The sequence below is a fragment of the Mesorhizobium sp. WSM4850 genome (assembly GCF_055811735.1).
Genome location: NZ_JBVVPV010000006.1, coordinates 101,220 through 124,659, shown reverse-complemented (window position 1 = coordinate 124,659; position 23,440 = coordinate 101,220). Strand labels below are relative to the sequence as shown.

Genomic DNA, 23,440 nt, shown 5'->3' with positions numbered 1-23,440 from the left:
CGATGCGTCTACTCCGGCTGCCGGTAGGCAACAAAGCGGTTGTGCTTGGCCTGGAAGATCAGCCCGGTCTCCGTAAGCGCCGGGCTGGCCAGCGGCACGATGCGTTTGGCGATCTCCTGGGGATGCGGCAGCGTCTCCGGATCCTCACCGGGCACCGCCTGCGCACGCATGGCGGTGCGGGTGGCGCCGGGATCGGCGGCATTGACCCTGAGGGCCAGGTTTTCCGTCTCATGCGCCCAGGAACGCATCATGGTCTCGACTGCCGCCTTCGACGCCGCGTAGGGCGCCCAGAAGGCCCGCGCCGAATGGGCGGCATTGGAGGAAAGCACGATGGCACGGCCTGCATCGGAGAGCCTGAGCAACGGGTCGACCGAGCGGATCAGCCGCCATGTCGAGGTAACGTTGATGGTCATAACTTTCTCGAAAGTCTTGGCCTCGACATGGCCGATCGGGGAGATGACGCCGAGCACCGCCGCATTGGCGACCAGGATGTCGAGCTTGCCCCATCGCTCATGGATGGCGCCGCCCAGCCGGTCGATGCCGGCCATGTCGGCGAGGTCGAGCGGCACAAGCGTGGCTTGTCCGCCCGCCGCCTTGATCTGGTCGTCGAGTTCCTCCAGCCCACCGACGGTGCGGGCAACGGCGATGACGTGTGCGCCGGCGGCGGCAAGTTCCAGGGCGATGAAGTAGCCGATGCCGCGCGAGGCGCCGGTGACGACTGCGACGCGGCCGGAAAGGTCGAGGCCAGGGGTGGGGATCATGCGAGGGCCTCCGTGAGTAGGCGTGAAACTCGGGAAGGCAATTGGTGTTCCGGCAATCCTACGCCCCGCCCGCCGCCAGCAGCGACAGCGTGCGCACATTGTCCGAACCTTCGAAATCGGCAAGCCGGGTCGGATATTGCCCGGTGAAGCAGGCGTCGCAGAATTGCGGCTGCTCATTGTCGCGGCCGGCCTCGCCGACGGCGCGGTAGAGCCCGTCGATCGACAGGAAACCGAGCGAATCGACGCGGATGAACTCGGCCATCTCTTCCACCGACATGCGCGACGCCAGCAGCTTCGACTTCTCCGGCGTATCGACGCCGTAGAAACAGGAAGCGCGCGTCGGCGGCGAGGCGATGCGCATGTGCACTTCCTTGGCGCCGGCATCGCGCACCATCTGCACGATCTTCTGGCTCGTGGTGCCGCGCACGATCGAATCGTCGACCAGCACCACGCGCTTGCCTTCGATCATGCGGCGGTTGGCGTTATGCTTGAGCTTGACGCCCATGTGGCGGATCGAATCGCCGGGCTGGATGAAGGTGCGGCCGACATAGTGATTGCGGATAATGCCGAGCTCGAACGGGATGCCCGCGGCTTGCGAAAAGCCGATCGCCGCCGGAGTGCCGCTGTCCGGCACCGGCACGACGATGTCGGCCTCGACCGGGCTTTCGAGCGCCAGCTCGGCGCCGATGCGCTTGCGCACCTCGTAGACGTTGCGGCCCTCGACCGACGAATCCGGACGCGCGAAATAAACATATTCGAAGATGCAGAAGCGGGTCTTCTGCGGCTCGAACGGAAACAGGCTCTCGATGCCCTTGGCGGTGACGACGACCATCTCGCCGGGCTTCAGGTCGCGCACGAAACGCGCGCCGATGATGTCGAGCGCGCAGGTTTCGGAAGCCAGGATCCAGGCGCCGTCGAGATCGCCGAGCACCAGCGGCCGGATGCCGAGCGGATCGCGGCAGCCGATCATCTTCTTTGAAGTCATCGCCACCAGCGAGAAGGCACCTTCGACCTGGCGCACCGCATCGATGAAGCGCGAGTTGAGATCGCGTTCCCTGCTGGTGGCGACCAGATGCAGCAGTGTCTCGGTGTCGGAGGTCGACGAGAAGATCGCGCCCTGTTTCTGAAGCGCGCGCTGCACCGTCATGGCGTTGGTGAGGTTGCCGTTGTGGGCGACGGCGAAGCCGCCATCGGCGAGCTCGGCGAAAAACGGCTGGATGTTGCGCTGGCCGGCGCCGCCGGTGGTGGCGTAGCGCGTGTGGCCGATGGCGCGGTTGCCTTGCAGGCTGTCGATGACGCGCTGTTTGGTGAACGTATCGCCGATCAGGCCGACATGATGTTCGACATGGAACTGGGTGCCGTCATAGGAAACGATACCGGCCGCTTCCTGGCCGCGGTGCTGCAACGCATGCAGGCCAAGCGTGACGATAGCCGCAGCGTCCTGCCGGCCAAAAATACCGAACACGCCGCATTCGTCATGGAAATGATCGTCAGCCTCGGCGGAAAGCACGTCGTCTGCGTCTGCCATCTTCAGCTCCGCTAAAGTCGCTATATAGTGTGATGACGGCTCGAGAGCAACGTAGAGTTTGCGGCCTTCACATGATCGTCAGTTTGCCGGCGCCGGATTGGCTGGTGCATTGTCGGCCGGTGGCGCGTCGGTTTCGCTGCCGTCGGGCGCCGGAGCATCGTCGCCAGTTGCCGGTGCGTCCGCCGCGGGTGCATCCGCTGCCGGAGGTGTCTCGGCGCCGGTCTCGGGTGCCGGCTGATTCGGATTGAGCCTGTTGAGGATCGCGTTTTCCGGATCCTCGGGCAGCAGGCTTTCGAGCTTGGCGCCGATCGATTCGAGCAGCGGCCGCGACTTGGCATCGGCGACCCAGCCCGGAGCCTTGGGGCCGGCCAGCCAGTTGAAGAACAGCAGGGCCACCGCGACGACCAGGATGCCGCGCGCCGCGCCATAGAGGAAACCAAGCGTGCGGTCGAGCGCGCCGACCCTGGAATCGATGATCCAGTCGGCGAGCTTCATGGTGATGATCGAGACGACGATCAGCGCGACGATGAAGACGATGCCGGCGGCCACCACCATGGCAATCTTCTCATTGTCGACATAGGGCTGAACGTAAGGCAGGACCGGTTGATAGAAAAAGAACGCTGCCGCGGCCGCCGCTATCCAGGAGATGACGGAAAGGACCTCGCGCGAAAAGCCGCGAACCATGGCGAGCATCGCCGAGACCAAGGTGAAGCCGACGAGAATTCCGTCAAGCAGCGTAATCGGCATGTCTTTTGCCCCACTTCATGAGCCGCGTCATTCTTGCTCGTCGGCGCGGCTGCGCCGTGAGCCGGCTATGCGCGCCACGAGATCGGCAAGCTCGGTGGGCTGGAAAGCGCCGGCCCCTATCCCCCCGGCAAGTTCCTCGCTGCCCAAGGGCAGAACCGCGCTTCCAAAACCCAGCTTTTCGGCTTCCTTCAGGCGCTGCTGCGCGTGCGCAACCGGCCTCACGGCGCCCGAAAGGCTGATTTCGCCGAAATAGACGCAATCGGCGGGAAGGGCAAGACCGGTGAGCGAGGAAACCAGTGCGGCCGCCACCGCCAGATCGGCGGCCGGCTCCGAGATACGGTAGCCGCCGGCGACGTTGAGATAGACGTCATGCGTGCCAAAGCGGACTCCGCAATGGGCTTCGAGAACGGCGAGGATCATCGACAGCCGGGCACCGTCCCAGCCGACGACGGCGCGACGCGGCGTGCCCAGCGACGACGGCGCCACCAGCGCTTGGATCTCGACCAGCACCGGCCTGGTACCTTCCATGCCGGCGAAAACCGCGGCGCCCGGCGCTTTCGCATGGCGTTCGCCGAGAAAAAGCTCGGATGGATTGGCGACCTCGCGCAGGCCCATATCAGACATTTCGAACACGCCGATCTCGTCGGTCGGTCCGAAGCGGTTCTTGACAGTGCGCAGGATGCGGTAGTGGTGGCCACCTTCGCCCTCGAAATAAAGCACCGCGTCGACCATATGCTCGACGACGCGCGGCCCGGCGATCTGGCCTTCCTTGGTAACGTGGCCGACGAGCACGATCGCCGCGCCTGTGGATTTGGCATAGCGGATCATCGCCTGGGCGGCGGCACGCACCTGGGTGACGGTGCCGGGTGCCGAATCGGCCATGTCGGTCCACAAGGTCTGGATCGAATCGAGGATCACCAGGTCCGGCCGCTTGCCGTCGGCGATGGTGGCGAGGATGTCCTCGACATTGGTTTCGGCGGCAAGCTCCACCGGAGTATCGGCGACGCCGAGCCGCTGCGCACGCAGCCTGATCTGGGCGACCGCCTCTTCGCCCGAGACGTAGACGATGCGGTGGCCCTTGGACGCCAGTGCTGCGGCGGCCTGGGTCAACAGCGTCGACTTGCCGATACCGGGATCGCCGCCGACCAGCAGGGCCGAGCCGCGCACGAAACCGCCGCCGGTGGCGCGGTCGAGCTCGCCGATGCCGGAAACGATGCGCGGCGCGTCCTCGATGTCGCCGGACAAAGTCGTGAGCACCACGGCGCGGCCCTTGCGCGCATTGCGGGTATTGGCCGGGCCCGAGCCGATGCCGCCGGACGTTCCCTCCTCGACCAGCGTGTTCCACTCGCCGCAGGCATCACATTTGCCAGCCCAGCGCTGATGCACCGAGCCGCAATTCTGGCAGATGAACTGGACGCGGGACTTGGCCATCAGCGTTGCGTCGCTCGCAAATGGCCGGAGGCGGGCGATCCTGCCCACCCCCCTCTGTCCTGCCGGACATCTCCCCCGCAAGGGGGGAGATTGGATGTCACGAATGCTTTCGCCAATCTCCAATGTCGAAGAAGAGACGCCAACGCAGAAGCTGCCGATCTCCCCCCTTGCGGGGGAGATGGCCGGCAGGCCAGAGGGGGGTGTGACGGAGCACGGCGGTAAGTCAAAAGCTACTCAAACCTCTCCGCAATATGATGCTCCTCGGCGAGGTCGGAGAAGCGGGTGAACTCGCCCTGGAAGGCGAGGCTGACCGAGCCGGTCGGTCCATGGCGCTGCTTGGCGACGATGACCTCGGCCTTGCCGCGCATCTCGTTCATCTCGTGTTCCCATTTGATGTATTCGTCGGTGCCCGGCTTCGGCTCGCGGTTCTTCAGGTAGTATTCCTCGCGGTAGACGAACATCACCACGTCGGCATCCTGCTCGATCGAACCCGATTCGCGCAGGTCCGAGAGCTGCGGGCGCTTGTCGTCGCGGCTTTCGACCTGACGCGACAGCTGCGACAGCGCAATGATCGGCACGGCAAGCTCCTTGGCCAGCGCCTTCAGGCCGGTGGTGATCTCGGTGATCTCCTGCACGCGGTTCTGCGAGGATTTGGCGCTCGACCCTTGCATCAGCTGGATATAGTCGATGACGATGACGTCGAGGCCGCGCTGGCGCTTCAGCCGCCGCGCCCGCGCCGAGAGCTGGGCGATCGAGATGCCGCCGGTCTGGTCGATGAACAGCGGGATCTTCTGCATGGTCTGCGAACAGGCGACCAGCTTTTCGAAATCCATCTCGCTGATCTCGCCGCGGCGGATTTTCGACGACGGGATTTCGGTCTGTTCGGAAATGATGCGGGTGGCGAGCTGTTCCGACGACATTTCGAGCGAGAAGAAGCCGACGACGCCGCCATTTGCCGCCTTGAACGAACCGTCGGCCTGTTGTGCCGGCACATAGGCTTCGGCGATGTTGAAGGCCATGTTGGTGGCAAGCGAGGTCTTGCCCATGCCCGGGCGGCCGGCGATGATGATCAGATCGGACGGCTGCAGGCCGCCCATGCGGCGGTCGAGATCGCGCAGGCCCGTGGCGACGCCCGACAGGTGCCCGTCGCGCATATAGGCGGCGTTGGCCATGTCGACGGCGGTCTTGACTGCGTCGGTGAAGCTCTCGAAGCCGCCATCGTAGCGGCCGGTCTCGGCCAGCTCGAACAGGCGCCGCTCGGCATCCTCGATCTGCTCGGATGGCGACATGTCGACCGGCGCGTCGTAGGCGATGTTGACCATGTCTTCGCCGACGGTGATCAGGGCGCGTCGCGTGGCGAGATCATAGATGGCGCGGCCGTAGTCGGCGGCATTGACGACGGTGACCGCCTCGACGGCCAGCCGTACCACATATTGCGCAACCGTCATGTCGCCGACCCTCTCGTCGGCCGGCAGAAAGGTCTTCAGCGTGATCGGCGTCGCTATCTTGCCCATACGAATGAGCTCGGCGGCGACCTCAAAGATCTTTCTGTGCAGCGGCTCGTAAAAATGGCCGGATTTCAGGAAATCCGACACGCGGTAGAAGGCGTCGTTGTTGACGAGGATGGCGCCGAGCAGCGCCTGCTCGGCTTCGATGTTGTTCGGTGCCTCGCGATAGAGCGGTGTTTCCGCCACGCCGAATTTTCGTGCTGCCTCTGCCATTACGTCCCCGATTTCGATGCCGGTCTCTCGATATCAGTAACGGGATAGGTCGGTGATGACTTATCTGCATCAGTCTTCATTCAATCAGCTTCGGTGCCCGCGATTCACAGCCAAGTTTTTTCGGTGGAAAGAATCTTGATTGACTCGAATCAAGATGGCGAGCCTAGCCGTTCTCGGGCGAGAACAAAACAGGAAAATAGCTGCCAATCACTCCGGCAGTGCGTCGCCCCAGTCGAGTCGCCGCGCGGCCTTGAACACATCGCCGTCGCGCTTGGTGAACAGTTTCTCGTCGGCGCTGCCGTCCTTCTCGCAAAGTTTCAGCAGGACCTTGCCCGAGCCCGATTTCGGCGGTGCGATCACACGCGCCTGCGGCGGGGCAGCAGCGTGGCGGGAGGCAGCGACATAGATGAATTTCTCGTCCTCCCATGGCACGTCGGCGTCCTTGGCCAGCCGGTGCAGGCGCGAACGCGCGACACGGCGCGAAAAATGGCACCAGTCGGGCGGGGCGAGCGGGCAGGGTGACTTATGCGGGCAAGGCGCAAGCACGTGCGCACCCGCCTCGATCAGCTGCCGGCGCACGGCAAGAATGCGCTGCCATCCGGCCGGCGTGCCCGGCTCGACGACGAGCAGCGTGTCGTTGGTCAGCTGCCAGAGCCGGTCGATCAGTTTTGGCAGCGACACCGGTCCGATCTCGTCCAGCACATAGGCGCAGGTGACCAACTCGGCCGGCTTGAGATCGGCGAGATCGAGGCTGACATCGCCGGCCAGCCAGGCGACCTTGGCCGTCATCGCCTCAGCGGCAAGCGCCGCGCCGACCCGGCGCACCGCCGCGCTCGCCTCGATCAGCACCGCCTGCTCGAGGTCGGGCCAGAGATCGAGCGCAGCCCAAAGCACGGTGCCGGGGCCGGCGCCGACGTCGAGCAGGGTTTTGGGTGCATGATCGGGCCTTGCCTCGCTGACCGCATCGAGACTGGCACGGACAGCGGCATAGGTCGCCGGCAGCCGCGTCGCCAGATAGGCCTTGACCGCGATCTCCTCGGCCATATGCAAGCGGCCGTCGCGCAGTTCGGCGCGATAGCGGTCCGACAGCGTTTTTGCCGCTTGCTTCAGCGTCGGCAGCGGCACTTTTTCGAGGAGGCGCTCGACGCCCTGTCGAAGCGGGATAGGCAGTTCCATAGCTCAGGCACCCCGAGGTGCGAGCAGGATCACCGAGGCGCCAACGATGCAGAGCGCGGAACCGGCAAGGTCCCAGCGGTCGGGGCGCACGCCTTCCACCAGCCACAGCCATCCGAGCGAGGCGGCGATGTAGATGCCGCCATAGGCGGCATAGGCGCGGCCCGCAGCACTGATGTCTACCAGCGCGAGCAGGAAGCCGAACAAAGCGAGCGTGACCAGGCCTGGCGCCAGCCACAGCGGCGACTTTTCCAGCCGCCACCATGCCCAGATCGAAAAGCAGCCGGCGATCTCGGCAAGGGCAGCAACGATGTAGATGAGATAGGTCATGAAAAAAGTCTCGCGGCGACGGCGAGACCTTTTTCAGCGTGTGGGCCGCCAATGGCAAGCGGCAATGGCGTGATCGCCGGCGGTCTATTCCATATCCGCCACCTTGCGGCGCCGGGCGGGCTTGGCGGCAGGGGCTTTTGGACGATGCCCCATGTCGCGCAGCTGCAACGCCTTCTCGCATTTGGCCATATAGTCACGAGACATCGGCAGCGTGTCGTTCTTCTTGGCGATCTGGATCTGGAAGACCACCAGATCCTGCCAGCGGAAAGCGGCTTCCGAGGCTGCCAGATAGAACTCCCACATGCGGCAAAACCGTTCGTCATAGATCGCCTTGGCCTTGTCGCGGTTGGCGGCAAAGCGCTGGCTCCAATGTCTCAGCGTCTCGGCATAATGTAGCCGCAGGACTTCGATGTCGGTGACCATGAGGCCCGACTTTTCGATCGCCGGCATCACTTCCGAGAGCGAGGGGACGTAGCCGCCCGGGAAAATGTATTTGCGGATGAAGGCGCTGGTTGCCCACGGCGCGCCGGAGCGGCCGATCGTGTGCAGCAGCATGACGCCGTCCGGCTTCAAGAGCGTCGCCGATTTGTCGAAGAAGGTGCGGTAGTGGTTGACGCCGACATGCTCGAACATGCCGACCGAAACGACGCGGTCGAAGCGCTCGTTGAGCTCGCGGTAATCCCTCACTTCGAAATGCACGCGGTTTTCCAGGCCTTGCGCATGGGCGCGGTCGGTGGCGACGCCATGCTGCTCGGTCGACAACGTCACGCCTTGCACGTCGACGTCGAAGGACTTGGCGAGATAGAGACCGAGCCCACCCCAGCCGGAACCGATGTCGAGCACCGTCTGGCCGGCCTTCAGCCTGAGCTTGGCGGCAATGTGGCGCTTCTTGGCTGCCTGCGCCTCGTCGAGCGTCATGTCCGGCTGCTCGAAGTAGGCGCAGGAATACTGCATGTCCTCGTCGAGGAAGAGTCTGTAGAGGTCGCCTGACAGATCATAATGGCGCTGCACGTTGCGGCGCGCTCGCGCCGCCGTGTTGATCTGCTGCAGGCGGCGGAAGGCGTGACGCAGGCCTTCAATCGCCTTCGACCAGGTGGCATCGATGCCGCCGCTGTCCATGTTTTGGAAGGCGATGCGCATCACCCCAAGCACGCCGCCCTCGAGTATATCGAGCTCACCGTCCATATAGGCTTCCGGCACCGCCAGCATCGGATCGAAGCTGATGGCGCGCTCGGCATGCGTGGTCTTGATGTGCATGTGCACCAGATCGCCGCTGCCGTCACCGAAAGTCACCGAGAGGCCTTTCGGTCCGGTGACCTTGAGATTGCCGGTGCGCACCAGGCGGTCGAGAATGCGTTTCAGCAGAATATTCATGAACAAAGTCCCCTCTCGGTCAGACACGCTGTCTCGGCGCATGACCCGACAATCGAAATCGATTTCGGAAAGGATCATGCGCCGAACCAAAGTCCTGCAGCGTCCTTTGCGCGTCCAAACGACGCGCGGCGCTATAGTCTGCATCAAGATATAGGGGGTCGAAAAGTTCCGTTTGGCACAAAAAAGCCCGGGCGAGGCGCCCGGGCGTTGGCCCAGAAATGACTGGAAGCCGACGAAATGTTTTAAAGCGCCGCTCTGACGCCTTGTGACGTGCAATCAGCCGTTGTCTTCGCCGCCTTCGAACTCGGCATTGGGATCGAAGAAGTTGTCCGGGCGCGCATTGTCGTTGATGTCGTCGCCATAGATGGCTTCGGCTGTGGTCAGCATCTCGCCCTTGGCCTGGCGCTCGGCTTCGTCGGCCGTGCGGGCGATGTTGAGCGTGATGGTGACCTCGACTTCCGGATGCAGGGCGATCGCCACATTGGTCAGGCCGATGGTCTTGATCGGCTGGTTGAGCAGGATCTGGTTGCGGTTGACCGAGAAACCTTCCGCCGTCAGCAACTCGGCAATGTCGCGGGTCGACACCGAGCCGTAGAGCTGGCCGGTTTCGCCGGCCGAACGCACGGCGATGAAGCTCTTGCCGTCCAGCTTCTCCGAAATCTGCATGGCCTCGGACTTGCGCTCGAGGTTGCGGGCTTCGAGCTGGGCGCGCTGGCCTTCGAATTTCTTCTTGTTGGCTTCGTTGGCGCGCAGCGCCTTGCCCTGCGGCAGCAGGAAGTTACGGGCGAATCCATCCTTGACCTTGACGGTATCGCCCATCTGGCCGAGGCGGGAAACGCGTTCGAGAAGAATGACTTCCATGGTTTTGTTCCTTCGTTTGGGCGCCAAATCACTGGCATCGACGCCGAATTGTCTGGAACAGGTCAGGAAGCTGAGGGCGTCGCCGCCGATGTCGCTGTCCTGCCTGTCGCGGCAGTTAGAGGTCTTCACCCCAACCCGGGATTTGATGGCAACCCCGCGGCGCCCGTCGCCGTGGGAAAAGCGGGCGGCGAACCGCCCGCTGGCTAGACCATGATCCCGAAAAGTGGAACCCGGTTTTCGGATAAGATCATGGTCAACTAGTCAGTTTGTCCATGATCCCGAAAAGTGGAAACCGGTTTTCGGATAAGATCATGGTCAACTGATCAGTGTTAGCGAACCACGTAGGGCAGCAGGCCGAGGAAGCGGGCGCGCTTGATCGCCTTGGCGAGTTCGCGCTGCTTCTTCTGGCTGACGGCGGTGATGCGCGACGGCACGATCTTGCCGCGCTCGGAAATATAGCGCTGCAGAAGTCGCACGTCCTTGTAGTCGATCTTGGGCGCGTTGGCGCCGGAGAACGGGCAGGTCTTGCGGCGGCGATGAAACGGGCGCCGGGTCGGGATCTGGTTGATGTCGACCATTATTCTGCACCCCCTTCAACAGCTTCGCGCGGACGGCGCGGGCCACGGTCTGCACCATCGCCACCGAAGCTGCGCGGCGGGCGATCGCCACGGTCGCCGCGATCGCGGTCGCCGAACGAGCGCGGGCCACGGTCACGGTCGCCGAAGCCGCCGCGTTCCGAGCGCTCTTCGCGCTTCTGCATCATTGCCGACGGGCCTTCCTCATGCGCATCGACCTTGATGGTGAGGAAACGCAGCACATCCTCGGACAGGCCCATCTGGCGCTCCATCTCGTTGAGCGCGGCCGGCGGGCAGGTGATGTCCATCAGCGTATAGTATGCCTTCCGGTTCTTGTTGACCCGGTAGGTGAGGGACTTCAGTCCCCAGTTCTCGACCCGGCCGACGGACCCGCCATTCGCTGAGATGACGCCCTTGTACTGTTCGACAAGCGCATCGACCTGCTGCTGCGAGAGGTCCTGCCGGGCAAGAAACACATGTTCGTAAAGAGCCATATTGTTCTTTGCCTTTCTTCGTTTCTCTCCCGGTCCCGGCGGCAAAAGCCTCTGCAACTTCTCTGACCCGGCGATCCCTGGCGGGGCGGGGAAGAAAGGAGCATGACGAGACGGTCGAGAGCGGAGACACGGGAGGCGGAAGCGCTTCTGGCTCCACGCGAAGGTTTCGAAAAACCTCCGGCCCTCCGTTCAGCCCCCAGCAAGGACCGGCAGATTGCGGGCGTCTATACAGGAATTTGGCCGCAAGACAAGGGCGAGCCGAAAAACCGCCGCGCTCAGGACGACATGTCGCGCATCTTCAGCTTGTATGCGGGACCCGCTTGTTCACCGTCTCCGGGAAGAAATCGGGCGCTGCACGGCGCTTGCCGAACATCATGTCGTATTGCAGCAGACGGAAATCGCGAATCGCCGGGTCGATTTGCTTCTTGCGCGCCCAGTCGGGCGTATCCTCGCCCGTCGGCGTCAATAACAAATTGCGGTCGACGACGCTGTAGCGCTCGCGCATCTGGCCGAGGAAGCCGGTGTAATAGGGGTGGCTGATCCCGGCCGTGGTCAGGACATGGTAGGGCAGAAAGGCTGGACTGACAGTGCCCATGTCCGCGACCGGACCGGTGCGGTTGGACCATACGATCAGCGGTGTTCGGTGATGCAGCAGCATCTGGTCGGGCGGCTCCTTGCGTGGCGCGACGTTATCCCTAAGGAAGCCGGTCTCGACATAGACCGGACCGAGCGGCGGCAGATGGTCGCCGAAGAAGGCGATGACCGTCGGTCGCCGCCGGTTCTTCGCCCATTCGATGAGGCGCTCGAGGCTCTTGTCGGCGTCGGATGCGCCTTCCGTGAAGCTCAGCAGCGAATCCTTTGCCCACTGGCTGGTCGGAGCCTGCACCTTGTGGGTCGGATTGTAATAGCGATTCGGTTCATAGGGTCCGTGGTTTTGCAGGCTGACGGCGAAGTAGAAGAACGGATCGTCCGTGGCGTCGGCTTCGCGGATGATCTCGTCGGTCATCGCCGCGTCCGACGTCAGCGGCCCGCGCTTTTCGAGATATGGCATGTTTTCTTCGGACTTGAAGTCGTCGAAGCCGAAATCGGCATAGACCGGCGTTCGGTTCCAGAACCAGCTTGTACCCGGATGGATGGCGCGTGTCTCATAGCCCTGGCTCTTCAGGAACGTCGCCATCGACGGCACCGGCGCGCGGACATATTGCTGGTAGGGGATGCTGCCGGCCGGCAGGAAGGCGTTGGAAAAGCCGGTCAGCGCCTCGAACTCGACATTGGCGGTCATGCCGCCGAATTCGGGCGAGAACACGTGGCCGGAGCGCAACGCCCGCACATTGGGAATCGGATCGGGCGTGATGGTGACGCCGGGCAGTTCGGTCGGATCCCAGAAGGATTCGCTCATGACGATGATGATGTCTGGCTTCTCGGCCGGCACCGATGCCTTCACGTCAGGCCTTTCGATCGCCGCGATCGCCTTGTCGGAGTAGCCGGCAGGCGCGGGGACATGGGCCATCGGCACGTTGAGGGCGAAGGCCAGTGCGAAGCCGTTGGAGGCGTAATTTTCCTTCTGATCCCACATGATCGGGATGATTTGCAGCCGGTCGCGGGTCCACGAGAACGTCGCGTAATCCATGATCGACACGAAGAAGGCGAGCAGCGGCACGGTCAGCGTCAGCCGGGCCAGGCGCCCCTTGCGACCGAGCGCCGGTACGCGGCGGCGCCACAGCCGCCAGCCATAAACGAGCAGCGAGAGGCTGCCGACGATGCCGACCGCCAGAGCGATGGCGGTTCCCGGACGTTCTCGCACCAGCAGCGGCATCAGCGCCACGATCTGACGTGAATAGAGGAAATCGGTCGGATAGAGCGGATCGCCGAGATAGAGCGATTTCTGGTGGCCGACAAAGGCCAGCGCCAGCGTCAGCGGCGCAACGATCATCAGGCTCTGGTGGCTGCGGCCGAGCACGGCATCGAGGCCGATCAGGATCAGCGCGAAGATGATGATGGTGGTCCAGCCCGGCTTGAAGGGCTGCAGGAAGAAGCCGACGGTGCCGGCAAAGTCGCCGCGCACGATCAGTTCGATGGCAAAAACCAGGATGGTGGCGACGAGAAGGCTGACGAGGCCATAGCGGATAACAGGCCATTTCCGGCCCGGCAGATAGCCGGTGGCCGGATCGCCTTCTAGAAACTGTGGCGCGGATTTGCCAACGCCTTTCTTGATCCTTGCCACCTTACAATTCCCCCGACCATACACAAAAGTGTCATTCAGCTGTCATCGATATGTCACGAAAAGCTAGCGTCTGTGGCTGAAATAAGAAGAGCCAGCAAACGAATCGTGAGCGATTTTCATCATGAGTGATCGAAAAAAAGCCTTTTGGAACAGGTACTCGGCCAGCGATACCGAGCCGGAGCGGCCCGGGTCGGGCTGCTAGCGGACTTGACTTGTCAGCCTGCCTTGCGTCACAGGCAGGAAAAATCAGCCGCTTGGGAGGCACGCATGGCCGTCGCATTCACCTTTCCGGGACAGGGCAGCCAGGCTGTCGGCATGGGCAAGGACCTCGCCGACGCCTTTCCGGAATCGCGGAAGATCTTCGAAGAGGTCGACGACGCGCTCGGCGAAAACCTGTCGAAGCTGATCTGGGAAGGGCCGGAAGAGAGGCTGACGCTGACCTCCAATGCCCAGCCGGCGCTGATGGCTGTGTCGCTCGCCGCCATCCGGGCGCTGGAATCGCGCGGCCTCTCGCTGAAGCACAAGGTCGCCTATGTCGCCGGCCATTCGCTCGGCGAATATTCGGCACTTGCCGCCGCCGGTTTCGTTTCGGTCGCCGATGCCGCCCGGCTCTTGCGTATCCGCGGCAATGCCATGCAGGCGGCTGTGCCGGCCGGCGAGGGCGCCATGGCGGCGATCATCGGGCTGGAACAGGCAGATGTCGAAGCCGCCTGCGCTGAAGCGGCCAAAGATTCGATTTGCCAGATCGCGAACGACAATGGCGGTGGCCAACTGGTGATCTCCGGCGCCAGGGCGGCGGTCGAGCAGGCGGCGAAGCTGTGCACGGAAAAGGGCGCCAAGCGGGTGCTGATGCTGCAGGTCTCGGCGCCTTTCCATTCGGCGCTGATGGCACCGGCGGCCGAGGTCATGCGCGAGGCGCTGGCCGGCGTGACGAAGAACGCGCCGATCGTACCCGTGGTTTCCAACGTGTCGGTCACGCCGTCCAGCGATCCGGATGCAATCGCCCACCGCCTGGTCGAACAGGTGACGGGGCGCGTGCGCTGGCGCGAAACGGTGGAATGGTTTGGCGCCAACGGCATTGCGACGCTGTACGAGGTGGGCGCCGGCAAGGTGCTGTCGGGACTGGCGCGGCGCATCAACCGCGACATCGCCACCGGCGCGGTCGGCACGCCGGCCGATGTCGAGGCGGCGCTGGCGGCGCTCGATTGAACCACGCGCGTCCGGCTGATGCGGGCGCTTGAATTCTTAGCCTCGTCGGGATATGTGAATACATGTATTCACAGGAGATCGGAATGCCGACATCAATCCGACTTGCCCCCGAAATCGAAGAGCGTCTGGATTTTCTCGCGGCCAGGACTGGCCGCAGTAAAGCTTATTATCTGCGCGAACTCATCGAGCGCGGTCTTGAGGACGTGGAAGACTATTACCTCGCGGCCGAAGTGCTGGAGCGGATCAGAAGTGGCGAGGAGGACGTCATGACAGCCGAGGACTTCTGGCGTGGCCTGGACGCTTGAATATGCCCGGTCGGCGCGCAAATTTATGGAAAAACTGGATCCGCAGACACGTCACCGGCTCCGCGACTTCATCGAGAACCGTATTGCCGCCCTCGACAATCCGCGTGAAGCCGGCAAGCCGCTGAAGGGACCGTTAGCGACTTTTTGGAGGTACCGGGTTGGGGATTATCGAATTATCTGCGATGTGCAGGACAAGCGGCTCGTCATTCTGGTGGTTACAATAGGCCACCGCAGTGATGTCTACAGGTAGCCACATTCGCCGGCCTGTCCGATTTGGAAGAGGATCAAAGAAATGTTCGAATTGACCGGCCGCAAGGCGCTCGTCACAGGCGCATCGGGAGGCATCGGCGAGGCGATCGCCAGGGTGCTGCATGCGCAGGGCGCTGTCGTCGGCCTGCACGGCACCCGCGTCGAGAAGCTGGAAACGCTGGCGGCCGAGCTCGGCGACCGGGTCAAGCTGTTCCCGGCGAACCTTTCCAATCGCGACGAGGTCAAGGCGCTCGGCCAGAAGGTCGAGGCCGATCTCGAAGGCGTCGACATTCTCGTCAACAATGCCGGCATCACCAAGGACGGGCTGTTCGTGCGCATGGCGGACGCCGACTGGGATTCGGTGCTCGAGGTCAATCTGACCGCCGTGTTCCGGCTGACCCGCGAACTCACCCATCCGATGATGCGGCGCCGGCACGGCCGCATCATCAACATCACCTCTGTGGTTGGCGTCACCGGCAATCCCGGCCAAACCAACTACTGCGCCTCCAAGGCCGGCATGATCGGCTTTTCCAAGTCGCTGGCGCAGGAGATCGCCACGCGCAACATCACCGTCAACTGCGTCGCCCCGGGCTTCATCGAATCGGCGATGACCGACAAGCTCAACGACAAGCAGAAAGAGGCGATCATGGCGGCGATTCCGACACGGCGCATGGGCACCAGCGCCGAAGTCGCCTCCGCCGTCGCCTACCTCGCTTCCAACGAAGCCGCCTATGTCACCGGCCAGACCATTCACGTCAATGGCGGCATGGCGATGATTTGAAAGTTGCGGGAAAACACCCCTTTTCACCTTGGAGCCCGGCCTATTTTCGTGTACTGCGGCCCGCAACCCGGCGGTTCGGGCAAAAACCGGTCCGGTGCCGTTGCGTTTCCGACAGGACCATCTTTCAGCTTGATTAGCGGCATTCTGCCCGCTAACGAAGACAGACAAACAAAAGACGAGGATGCCCAAATGAGTGACACCGCAGAGCGCGTCAAGAAGATCGTTATCGAGCACCTTGGCGTCGATGCCGACAAGGTGACGGAGCAGGCGAGCTTCATCGATGATCTGGGCGCGGACAGTCTCGACACGGTCGAACTCGTCATGGCGTTCGAAGAAGAATTCGGCGTCGAGATCCCGGACGATGCGGCCGAAACCATCCTGACTGTCGGCGATGCGGTGAAGTACATCGACAAGGCTTCGGCCTGACGCTATTTGCAGTCATCACCGAGGAGGACCTGCGATGAGGCGTGTCGTCGTCACGGGCCTTGGGCTGCTTTCGCCGTTCGGCGTAGGCTTTGAGCATGGCTGGAAGGAACTTCTGACCGGCCGCAGCGCAGCCAAGCGCATCACTGAGTTCGAGGTGGAGGATCTTGCCTGCAAGGTCGCCCACGTCATCCCGCGCGGCAATGGTGAGAATGCCACCTTCAATCCCGAGACCGTTCTCGAGCCGAAGGAACTGCGCAAGATCGGCGACTTCATCCTCTACGGGATCGCGGCCGCCGACGAGGCGCTGAAGGATTCGGGGTGGGCGCCGAAGACGCATCAGGAGCAGTGCGCCACCGGCGTGCTGATCGGCTCCGGCATCGGCGGCATCGAAGGCATCGCCGAGAACGCGATGATCCTGAAGGAGCGCGGCCCGCGCCGCATCAGCCCGTTCTTCATCCCCGGCCAGATCATCAATCTCGTATCCGGCCAGGTTTCGATCCGGCATGGGCTGAAAGGCCCCAACCACGCCGTCGTCACCGCTTGCTCCACTGGCGCGCATGCTATCGGCGATGCCGCCCGGCTGATCATGTGGGGCGATGCCGACGTGATGGTCGCAGGCGGCACGGAAGCGCCGGTGACGCGGCTGTCGATCGCCGGCTTCGCCGCTTGCCGGGCGCTGTCGACCGACCGCAACGACGCTCCGGAAACGGCCTCGCGTCCCTATGACCGCGACCGCGACGGCTTCGTCATGGGCGAGGGCGCCGGCGTCGTCATTCTGGAGGAACTGGAACACGCCAAGGCGCGCGGCGCTAAGATCTATGCCGAGGTCACCGGTTACGGCTTGACCGGCGATGCCTATCACATCACCGCGCCGGCCGAAGATGGTGACGGCGCCTTCCGTTGCATGGTTGCGGCGCTGAACCGGGCCAAGCTGACGCCCGCAGACGTCGACTACATCAATGCGCACGGCACCTCGACCATGGCCGACACGATCGAGCTCGGCGCCGTCGAGCGGCTGGTCGGCAACGCCGCGTCGAAAATATCGATGTCGTCGACCAAGTCGTCGATAGGCCACCTTCTGGGGGCGGCGGGCGCCGCCGAGGCGATTTTTTCGATCCTCGCCATTCGCGACAACACCGCGCCGGCCACCATCAATCTCGACAACCCGGAGCGCGAAACGGCGATCGACCTGGTGCCGCACAAGCCGCGCGCCCGCCAAATCGATGTGGCGCTGTCCAATTCCTTCGGCTTCGGCGGCACCAACGCCTCGCTGGTCTTCCAGCGCTACAATGGCTGACCGGTCCGCCGACCGGCACGGTCTATGCGTGTCGTCAATTTTGCCATATTCGCCCCTACTGTGCCCAAGGGGATTCGTTACAAGATCAAACGGTAGGGCGCCATGAGCACAAATTCGGCGGACAACGGGCAATTCGGGCAACGGTCCGCACCGTCGGGCCCGATCGTGCCGAAAACGGCCAGCGAGGCATTGCGGCCTGAAGCCGGCACGCCGCCGCCCAAGCGCTCGCGCGCCTCGCGCAGCCAGTTCGTCGTGTTCATGAACTTCGTCATCTCCCTGGTGATGCTGATGGTTCTGGCGGCTGGCTTTGCATTGTATTTCGGCAAGCAGGAATTCAACGAGCCCGGCCCTTCGGCCAATGCCGACACCTTCCTGGTCAAGCCGAACACCGGCGTTCAGGAGATTGCAGAGCAGCTCGAGCGGCGCGGACTGATCAGCGACGCGCGCATCTTCCGCCTTGGCGTGCGCGCTTTTGGCAATGATTCCGCTCTGAAGGCCGGCGAATACGAGATCAAGCCGCAGGCCTCGATGCGCGACATCATGGAGTTGCTGAAGAGCGGCAAGTCGGTGATGTATTCGCTGACCGTCCCCGAGGGGCTGACGGTCGAGCAGGCGCTGCAGCGCATCGCCGATCAGGCAGCGCTCGATGGCGATATGCCGGGGACCATTCCACCCGAGGGCAGCCTTGCTACCGACACGCTGCGTTTCACCCGCGGCGCGACACGCCAGCAGATGGTCGAAAAGCTTTTGGCGGACCAGAAGAAGCTTGTCGAGGAAGTCTGGCAGCGGCGCGCCTCCGATCTGCCTCTGGCCAGTGTCGAAGACTTCGTCACCCTGGCTTCGATCGTCGAGAAAGAGACGGGCAAGGGCGACGAACGCTCGCGGGTCGCGGCCGTCTTCCTCAACCGGTTGGCCAAGGGCATGCGGCTGCAGTCCGACCCGACCATTATCTACGGCCTGTTCGGCGGCAAGGGCAAACCCGCCGACCGCCCGATTTATCAGTCTGACATCAAGAAGCCGACGCCCTACAACACTTATCTGATCAACGGCTTGCCGCCGACGCCGATCGCCAATCCTGGCCGTGCGGCACTGGAAGCCGTCGCCAATCCGTCGAAGACCGACGACCTGTATTTCGTTGCCGACGGCACCGGCGGTCACGTCTTTGCCGCGACGCTCGCCGAGCACAACGAGAACGTCGCCCGCTACCGGGCGCTGCAGAAGGAACTGGCCGATGAAGCCGCCAAGGCCGGTGCTGCCAAGGCCGACGCCGCCAAGGTGGAAGGTCAGACCGACGCGCCGGTTGACGACGGCGATGGCGACGCCGGAGCGGCGGCGCAGTAGCGCCGGACGGTTGTGAAGTCGTCCCTCCGATTCGTCTGACGGCCGGGACGTGCTGATTTTGTCATCAGGAGCGCCCTGCGTCCGATTCGACGCGAACAGGCGCTCCGGATTTTGAAGCCGCGCACGATCTGGCCCGGAACCGCTTCCGGGATCATGCGCCAGGGGGAAGCAAGGGCATCATGAATTTGCAGAGCATGACCGGTTTTGCACGGGCCGTCGCCGAACATGACGGCACGTCGATCGCCTGGGAGGTCAAGTCGGTCAACGGCAAGAGCGTCGAGGTCAGGCTGCGGCTGCCGCAAGGCCTCGAGCGGCTTGAGCCGGCCGTCAGGCAGACGGTGCAGAAGCGCTTTGCGCGCGGCAATTTCCAGGCAACGCTGACCGTCGGCCGCGCACCCGGCCAGCAGGCGCAGCCCGTGGTCAACGAGGCCTTCCTGAGAGATCTGGCGGGGCTGGCCCAGCGGCTGCAGGAGATGTTCGGCGCAGCGCCTGCGACAGCCGACGGGCTGCTTTCGCTGCGCGGCGTGCTCGACATCCCCGAAACCGTCGAAACCGAAGAGGCGCGGGCGGCGCTTGACAGCGCGATACTCTCGGCGCTCGAAGTGGCGCTGGGCGGGCTGGAGCAGGCACGCCAGGGCGAGGGCGCCGCCCTGCGCTCGCTGCTGTCCGGTCATATCGACGCTATCGAGGCGCTGACGCTGCGCGCCGAGGCCGATCCGTCGCGCGAGCCGGCGGTGATCCGCGAACGGATTACCGAGCAGGTGCGGCTGCTGATGGATGCCTCCGCCAATCTCGACGCCAGCCGGTTGCATATGGAAGCGGCGTTCCTGGCCACCAAGGCCGACATCCGCGAGGAGATCGACCGGCTGAAGACACATGTGGCATCCGGCCGGGTGCTGCTGGCAGGCGGCGGCGCCATCGGCCGCAAGCTCGATTTTCTGGCGCAGGAATTCAACCGCGAATCGAATACGCTGTGTTCGAAGTCGAACGCCGCTGCGATCACCGCCATAGGGCTGGAGCTGAAGGCGGTCGTCGACCAGTTTCGCGAACAGGTCCAGAATCTGGAGTAACCCTGATGGTCGCCAAGGAGCCTATGGTTGCCAGGGATTTGGGTTCCCGCATTCGCCGGCGGGGTTTGATGCTCGTGCTGTCGTCGCCGTCCGGCGCCGGCAAGTCGACGATCGCGCGCAATCTTCTGGAGAGCGATTCCAGTCTCGAACTGTCGGTCTCCGTCACCACGCGGCCGCGCCGCGGCAGCGAGATCGAAGGCGTCCACTATCATTTCCGCACTATGCGTGAGTTCGAGCGGCTGCGCGATTCGGACGAACTGCTTGAATGGGCCGAAGTGCATGGCAATTGCTATGCCACGCCGCGTGAGCCGGCCGAACTGGCGCTGGCACAGGGCCGCGACATGTTGTTCGACATCGACTGGCAGGGCGCCCAGCAGCTCAAGGAGAAGATGCGCGCCGACATCGTCTCGATCTTCATCCTGCCGCCCTCGATGAAAGAGTTGAAGGCGCGGCTGAAGCGCCGCGCCGAGGACCAGGAATCGGTGATCGAGACCCGTCTGAAGAACGCTCGCAACGAGATCGAGCACTGGAAAGAATATGATTTCGTCATCATCAACGACGATCTCGACCGTGCCTTCGCCGAGGTACGCGGCATAGTCATCGCCGAGCGGCTCAGACGCGACCGCCGGCCCGGGCTGTTCGATTTCGTCTCGGGGCTGCTCGACGAGAAGACGGACTAGGGGCCGGCGCAATCACACCGCGTTGGTCAGTCGCACGAATTCCTCGACGCTCAAGGTTTCCGCCCGCCGCGTCGGATCGATGCCGGCGCGGGTGAGCAGGGCTTCGCCGCCGAGGCTCTTGACGCTCTGCCGCAGCATTTTGCGGCGCTGGCCGAAGGCTGCTTCGGTAACGCGGCCGAGCTTCTTGACTTCGGCGGGCAGCGGATTTGCCCGCGGCACCAGATGCACCACCGACGACACCACCTTGGGCGGCGGCGTGAAGGCTTGCGGCGGCACGTCGAAAGCGATTTTTGCCTCCGTCCGCCAGCCTGCCAGCACGCCCAGCCGGCCATAGGCATCGCTGCCGGGGCGGGCGACGATGCGCTCGGCCACCTCGCGCTGGAACATAAGCGTCATCGATGCGTAAAAGGGCGGCCACTCGGCGACGGTCAGCCAGCGTATCAAAAGTTCGGTGCCGATATTGTAGGGGAGATTGGCGACGATCCTCACAGATCCATTGCCTCCATGTGCGCCTTCGGCAAGCGCTGCAAAATCCGTCTTCAACGCGTCGCCGGCAATGATTTCCAAACGGCCCGGATAGTGATCTGACACCTCCGCGAGCGCTGCCAGGCAGCGCTCGTCGCGCTCGATGGCGATGACCCGAGCCGCGCCGTGGGAAAGCAGCGCCCGGGTCAGGCCACCTGGACCCGGACCGACCTCGATTACCGTGGCGTCGGTCAGGTCGCCGGCGGCACGCGCGACCTTGCCGGTAAGGTTGAGGTCGAGCAGGAAATTCTGGCCGAGCGCCTTTTTTGCCTGCAACCCATGGCGTTCGATCACCGCGCGTAACGGCGGCAGCCCGTCGATGCTCATGCGACCGCTCTCATGCAAAGCCTCATGCGGCGGCAGCCTTCGCCCCGATGTCCGCAAGCCTGCGGGCCGAGCCTGAGCGCCGCGATCAGGCTGTCGGTCCGGGCTATGCCCTTGCCGGCGATATCGAAAGCGGTGCCGTGATCCGGTGAAGTGCGGATGAAGGGTAGGCCGAGCGTAACGTTGACCGCCTCGTCGAACGCCAGCGCCTTAGCCGGGATTAGCGCCTGATCGTGATACATGCACAGCGCCACATCGTAGCCGGCTCGGGCGCGGGCGTGGAACAGCGTGTCGGCCGGCAGCGGCCCGAAAGCGTCGATGCCCTCCGCCCTCAGCCTTTCGATCGCCGGGCGGATGATGCGCTCGTCCTCGGCGCCCATCGCGCCGCCTTCACCGGCATGCGGATTGAGGCCGGCAACGGCAAGCCGCGGCTTGGCAATGCCGAAGCGATATTCGAGGTCGGCGGCGGTGATGCGGGCGGTCGCGACGATCAATTCCGTCGTCAGCGCTTCCGGCACCTCGCGCAGTGCAATGTGGATGGTGACCGGAACCGTGCGCAACTCGGGACCGGCAAGCATCATCACCGGCATCGCTTGTGCGCCGGTGTGGAGCGTCGCCAGATGCGCCAGATACTCAGTGTGACCGGGAAAACGGAAGCCGGCATCGTAGAGCGGCTTCTTGGCGATCGGGCACGTAACGACCGCCGCCGCGCGACCGCCAAGGCAGTCGTCAACAGCGCGGTCGATGGCCTCGATGATGCCGGCGGCGTTGGCCGGGTCCGGCCGGCCGGGGTCGTCGACGAAGCGGGCGGCAAGCGGCATGACGGGCAGGGCGCGCTCAAAGACGCGCTCCGCTTCGGCTGGCACTGTCTCCGTGATTGGCACATCGGCGCCGAGCAGGCGCGCCCGTGCGGCAATCAGCGCCGGATCGGCTATAAGGTAGAAGGGCGGCACACCTGCGCTGTCGCGCGCCTGCCAGGCGGCAATGGCGATTTCCGGCCCAACACCGGATGGATCACCGGCGCTCAGCGCCAGCGCTGCCTCTGGCGGCTTCAGCGCTCGACGATGCGGGCTTTCTTCCGCAACTCCTCGACATATTTCGTGGAGAGCTCGTCGGCGTCCTTGCCACTCGAGCCTTCGCTCTGGAACACCATCTGGGCGGCCTTGTCGTCGGACACTTCGCGCGACGAGCAGATGCCGATGAACTCGACGCCGCGGTCTGTTTCGCGCGTGGGGGTGGCGCCGCCGACCTTGGTGGCCTTGATCTGGTCGGCCCAGTCCGGCGGCAATTGCGGCGCCAGTATCCGGCCGAGATCGCGAACGGTGACGTCGATCAGGCCCTTGGCGAATTCGCGCGAGGTGTTGCAGCCGTTGAAGCGGGCGCGCATAGCGTCGGCCTCGCGCTTGCGCTTGGACAGCGTCGCGCTGCGCTCGGCCGCCGGCACGACGAAAATGACCTGCTGCAGCATGTACTCCATGGCGGTCGGCTTGTTGCCGCCCTTGTCGAGCATGCGCCTGACTGCGTCCTGCTCGCTCACGGAGCCGCCGCTCTCCGAGCGATGGCGCGCGGTCAGCGCCTGGTTCCAGGCCATCTGGGAGCGGATGAACTCCTTGAAATGCTCCTTGCCGACGCCGGACTGCGCCATGACGCCATCGAGTTGCTTGAGTTGCATCTTGTTGGTCGTGGCAAAGCGCTGATAGGCAGCCTCGACCTGGGCGTCGGTGATGCGGATGCCGAGACGCTTGGCTTCGGCGACGCGCAGCGTCTGCTCGATCATTTCCTCGGCGGCATTGCCCTTCTTGCGCTGCAGGCGCAGGAAGGCAGCCCGATGCTGGATGTCGCCAGTGGTGATCGGTACGTTGTTGACGACGTATTTGATCTGGCTGGCGAAAGCCGGCGGCGTCATCATGGTGATCGAGGCTGAGGTCGCCGCCACCAGCAGCGCGAACCCTGCCGAAAAGAGGTATTTCCTCATCGAAAGCATCCCAATCCTATCTCGGTTGCGGCCCAATTT

The 23,440-nt window shown here is 63.9% G+C and carries 23 protein-coding genes and 1 pseudogene; 9 read left to right on the top strand and 15 right to left on the bottom strand.

Annotated elements, in window-relative coordinates; all coding sequences use genetic code 11:
• Positions 1 to 8 precede the first annotated feature (8 nt).
• The 12 genes from AC0L2Z_RS09630 to AC0L2Z_RS09575 all read right to left on the bottom strand — a co-directional run bounded on the left by AC0L2Z_RS09630 (position 9) and on the right by AC0L2Z_RS09575 (position 13,219).
• Positions 9 to 761: an SDR family NAD(P)-dependent oxidoreductase gene (locus AC0L2Z_RS09630; RefSeq protein WP_287216715.1), complete on the bottom strand. Its 753-nt coding sequence runs from the start codon at positions 759 to 761 to the stop codon at positions 9 to 11.
• A 58-nt stretch (positions 762 to 819) separates the two neighbouring features.
• Positions 820 to 2,289, bottom strand: coding sequence for an amidophosphoribosyltransferase (gene purF / locus AC0L2Z_RS09625; protein ID WP_023800717.1), 1,470 nt, complete (start codon positions 2,287 to 2,289; stop codon positions 820 to 822).
• A 78-nt stretch (positions 2,290 to 2,367) separates the two neighbouring features.
• Positions 2,368 to 3,036: a CvpA family protein gene (locus AC0L2Z_RS09620; RefSeq protein ID WP_023800716.1), complete on the bottom strand. Its 669-nt coding sequence runs from the start codon at positions 3,034 to 3,036 to the stop codon at positions 2,368 to 2,370.
• Between the two features lie 27 nt (positions 3,037 to 3,063).
• On the bottom strand, positions 3,064 to 4,467 hold the full coding sequence (gene radA, locus AC0L2Z_RS09615) for a DNA repair protein RadA (RefSeq protein ID WP_023800715.1): 1,404 nt from the start codon (positions 4,465 to 4,467) through the stop codon (positions 3,064 to 3,066).
• A gap of 230 nt (positions 4,468 to 4,697) precedes the next feature.
• A complete protein-coding gene (locus tag AC0L2Z_RS09610) occupies positions 4,698 to 6,188 on the bottom strand; it encodes a replicative DNA helicase (RefSeq protein WP_023800713.1) in 1,491 nt (496 codons plus the stop codon).
• 207 nt (positions 6,189 to 6,395) lie between these two features.
• On the bottom strand, positions 6,396 to 7,364 hold the full coding sequence (locus AC0L2Z_RS09605) for a small ribosomal subunit Rsm22 family protein (RefSeq protein WP_473627696.1): 969 nt from the start codon (positions 7,362 to 7,364) through the stop codon (positions 6,396 to 6,398).
• A gap of 3 nt (positions 7,365 to 7,367) precedes the next feature.
• Positions 7,368 to 7,691 carry a YnfA family protein gene (locus AC0L2Z_RS09600; protein ID WP_473627694.1) on the bottom strand — a complete coding sequence of 108 codons (324 nt, stop codon included), beginning with the start codon at positions 7,689 to 7,691 and terminating at the stop codon, positions 7,368 to 7,370.
• Between the two features lie 84 nt (positions 7,692 to 7,775).
• Entirely contained in the window at positions 7,776 to 9,065 is a 1,290-nt protein-coding gene (locus AC0L2Z_RS09595) for a class I SAM-dependent methyltransferase (RefSeq protein WP_473627693.1), read from the bottom strand.
• A 276-nt stretch (positions 9,066 to 9,341) separates the two neighbouring features.
• The gene (gene rplI / locus AC0L2Z_RS09590) at positions 9,342 to 9,926 is read right to left on the bottom strand and encodes a 50S ribosomal protein L9 (protein WP_091590536.1); all 585 of its coding nucleotides are present in this window, start codon (positions 9,924 to 9,926) and stop codon (positions 9,342 to 9,344) included.
• A 329-nt stretch (positions 9,927 to 10,255) separates the two neighbouring features.
• On the bottom strand, positions 10,256 to 10,504 hold the full coding sequence (gene rpsR, locus AC0L2Z_RS09585; RefSeq protein WP_006203718.1) for a 30S ribosomal protein S18: 249 nt from the start codon (positions 10,502 to 10,504) through the stop codon (positions 10,256 to 10,258).
• Positions 10,504 to 10,995, bottom strand: a complete 492-nt coding sequence (gene rpsF, locus AC0L2Z_RS09580; RefSeq protein ID WP_236371601.1) for a 30S ribosomal protein S6 — start codon at positions 10,993 to 10,995, stop codon at positions 10,504 to 10,506. Before rpsF ends, rpsR begins: the two co-directional genes overlap by 1 nt.
• Before the next feature lie 298 nt (positions 10,996 to 11,293).
• The gene (locus AC0L2Z_RS09575) at positions 11,294 to 13,219 is read right to left on the bottom strand and encodes an LTA synthase family protein (RefSeq protein ID WP_473627692.1); all 1,926 of its coding nucleotides are present in this window, start codon (positions 13,217 to 13,219) and stop codon (positions 11,294 to 11,296) included.
• A gap of 267 nt (positions 13,220 to 13,486) precedes the next feature.
• Between AC0L2Z_RS09575 and fabD the strand changes: the two genes are divergently transcribed.
• The 9 genes from fabD (at position 13,487) to gmk (ending at position 20,577) form a co-directional block, all read left to right on the top strand.
• A complete protein-coding gene (gene fabD, locus AC0L2Z_RS09570; protein ID WP_473627690.1) occupies positions 13,487 to 14,428 on the top strand; it encodes an ACP S-malonyltransferase in 942 nt (313 codons plus the stop codon).
• Positions 14,429 to 14,511: 83 nt separating this feature from the next.
• Positions 14,512 to 14,733, top strand: coding sequence for a type II toxin-antitoxin system RelB family antitoxin (relB, locus tag AC0L2Z_RS09565; RefSeq protein ID WP_091590868.1), 222 nt, complete (start codon positions 14,512 to 14,514; stop codon positions 14,731 to 14,733).
• On the top strand, positions 14,717 to 14,983 hold the full coding sequence (locus tag AC0L2Z_RS09560; RefSeq protein WP_473627688.1) for a type II toxin-antitoxin system RelE family toxin: 267 nt from the start codon (positions 14,717 to 14,719) through the stop codon (positions 14,981 to 14,983). The genes relB and AC0L2Z_RS09560 overlap by 17 nt, the downstream gene beginning before the upstream one ends.
• 42 nt (positions 14,984 to 15,025) lie before the next feature.
• Positions 15,026 to 15,763: a 3-oxoacyl-[acyl-carrier-protein] reductase gene (gene fabG, locus AC0L2Z_RS09555; RefSeq protein ID WP_023800706.1), complete on the top strand. Its 738-nt coding sequence runs from the start codon at positions 15,026 to 15,028 to the stop codon at positions 15,761 to 15,763.
• A gap of 189 nt (positions 15,764 to 15,952) precedes the next feature.
• On the top strand, positions 15,953 to 16,189 hold the full coding sequence (locus AC0L2Z_RS09550; protein WP_006203723.1) for an acyl carrier protein: 237 nt from the start codon (positions 15,953 to 15,955) through the stop codon (positions 16,187 to 16,189).
• A gap of 34 nt (positions 16,190 to 16,223) precedes the next feature.
• A complete protein-coding gene (gene fabF, locus AC0L2Z_RS09545; RefSeq protein WP_473627686.1) occupies positions 16,224 to 17,486 on the top strand; it encodes a beta-ketoacyl-ACP synthase II in 1,263 nt (420 codons plus the stop codon).
• A 102-nt stretch (positions 17,487 to 17,588) separates the two neighbouring features.
• The gene (gene mltG, locus AC0L2Z_RS09540) at positions 17,589 to 18,827 is read left to right on the top strand and encodes an endolytic transglycosylase MltG (RefSeq protein ID WP_473627684.1); all 1,239 of its coding nucleotides are present in this window, start codon (positions 17,589 to 17,591) and stop codon (positions 18,825 to 18,827) included.
• 179 nt (positions 18,828 to 19,006) lie between these two features.
• Positions 19,007 to 19,897 (top strand): YicC/YloC family endoribonuclease, encoded by an 891-nt coding sequence (locus AC0L2Z_RS09535; RefSeq protein WP_287174194.1) that lies wholly within the window; start codon positions 19,007 to 19,009, stop codon positions 19,895 to 19,897.
• Positions 19,898 to 19,902: 5 nt separating this feature from the next.
• Positions 19,903 to 20,577: a guanylate kinase gene (gene gmk, locus AC0L2Z_RS09530; RefSeq protein WP_027152668.1), complete on the top strand. Its 675-nt coding sequence runs from the start codon at positions 19,903 to 19,905 to the stop codon at positions 20,575 to 20,577.
• Positions 20,578 to 20,589: 12 nt separating this feature from the next.
• Here gmk and rsmA read toward each other — a convergent pair whose 3' ends face one another.
• The 3 genes and pseudogenes from rsmA to AC0L2Z_RS09515 form a co-directional block, all read right to left on the bottom strand.
• A complete protein-coding gene (rsmA, locus tag AC0L2Z_RS09525) occupies positions 20,590 to 21,429 on the bottom strand; it encodes a 16S rRNA (adenine(1518)-N(6)/adenine(1519)-N(6))-dimethyltransferase RsmA (protein ID WP_473587133.1) in 840 nt (279 codons plus the stop codon).
• 22 nt (positions 21,430 to 21,451) lie between these two features.
• Positions 21,452 to 22,481 (bottom strand): annotated as a pseudogene (gene pdxA / locus AC0L2Z_RS09520) (4-hydroxythreonine-4-phosphate dehydrogenase PdxA).
• Complete coding sequence (locus AC0L2Z_RS09515; RefSeq protein WP_473627682.1) at positions 22,478 to 23,410, bottom strand: SurA N-terminal domain-containing protein; 933 nt, start codon at positions 23,408 to 23,410, stop codon at positions 22,478 to 22,480. The pseudogene pdxA and the gene AC0L2Z_RS09515 overlap by 4 nt, the downstream one beginning before the upstream one ends.
• Between the last annotated feature and the right edge of the window lie 30 nt (positions 23,411 to 23,440).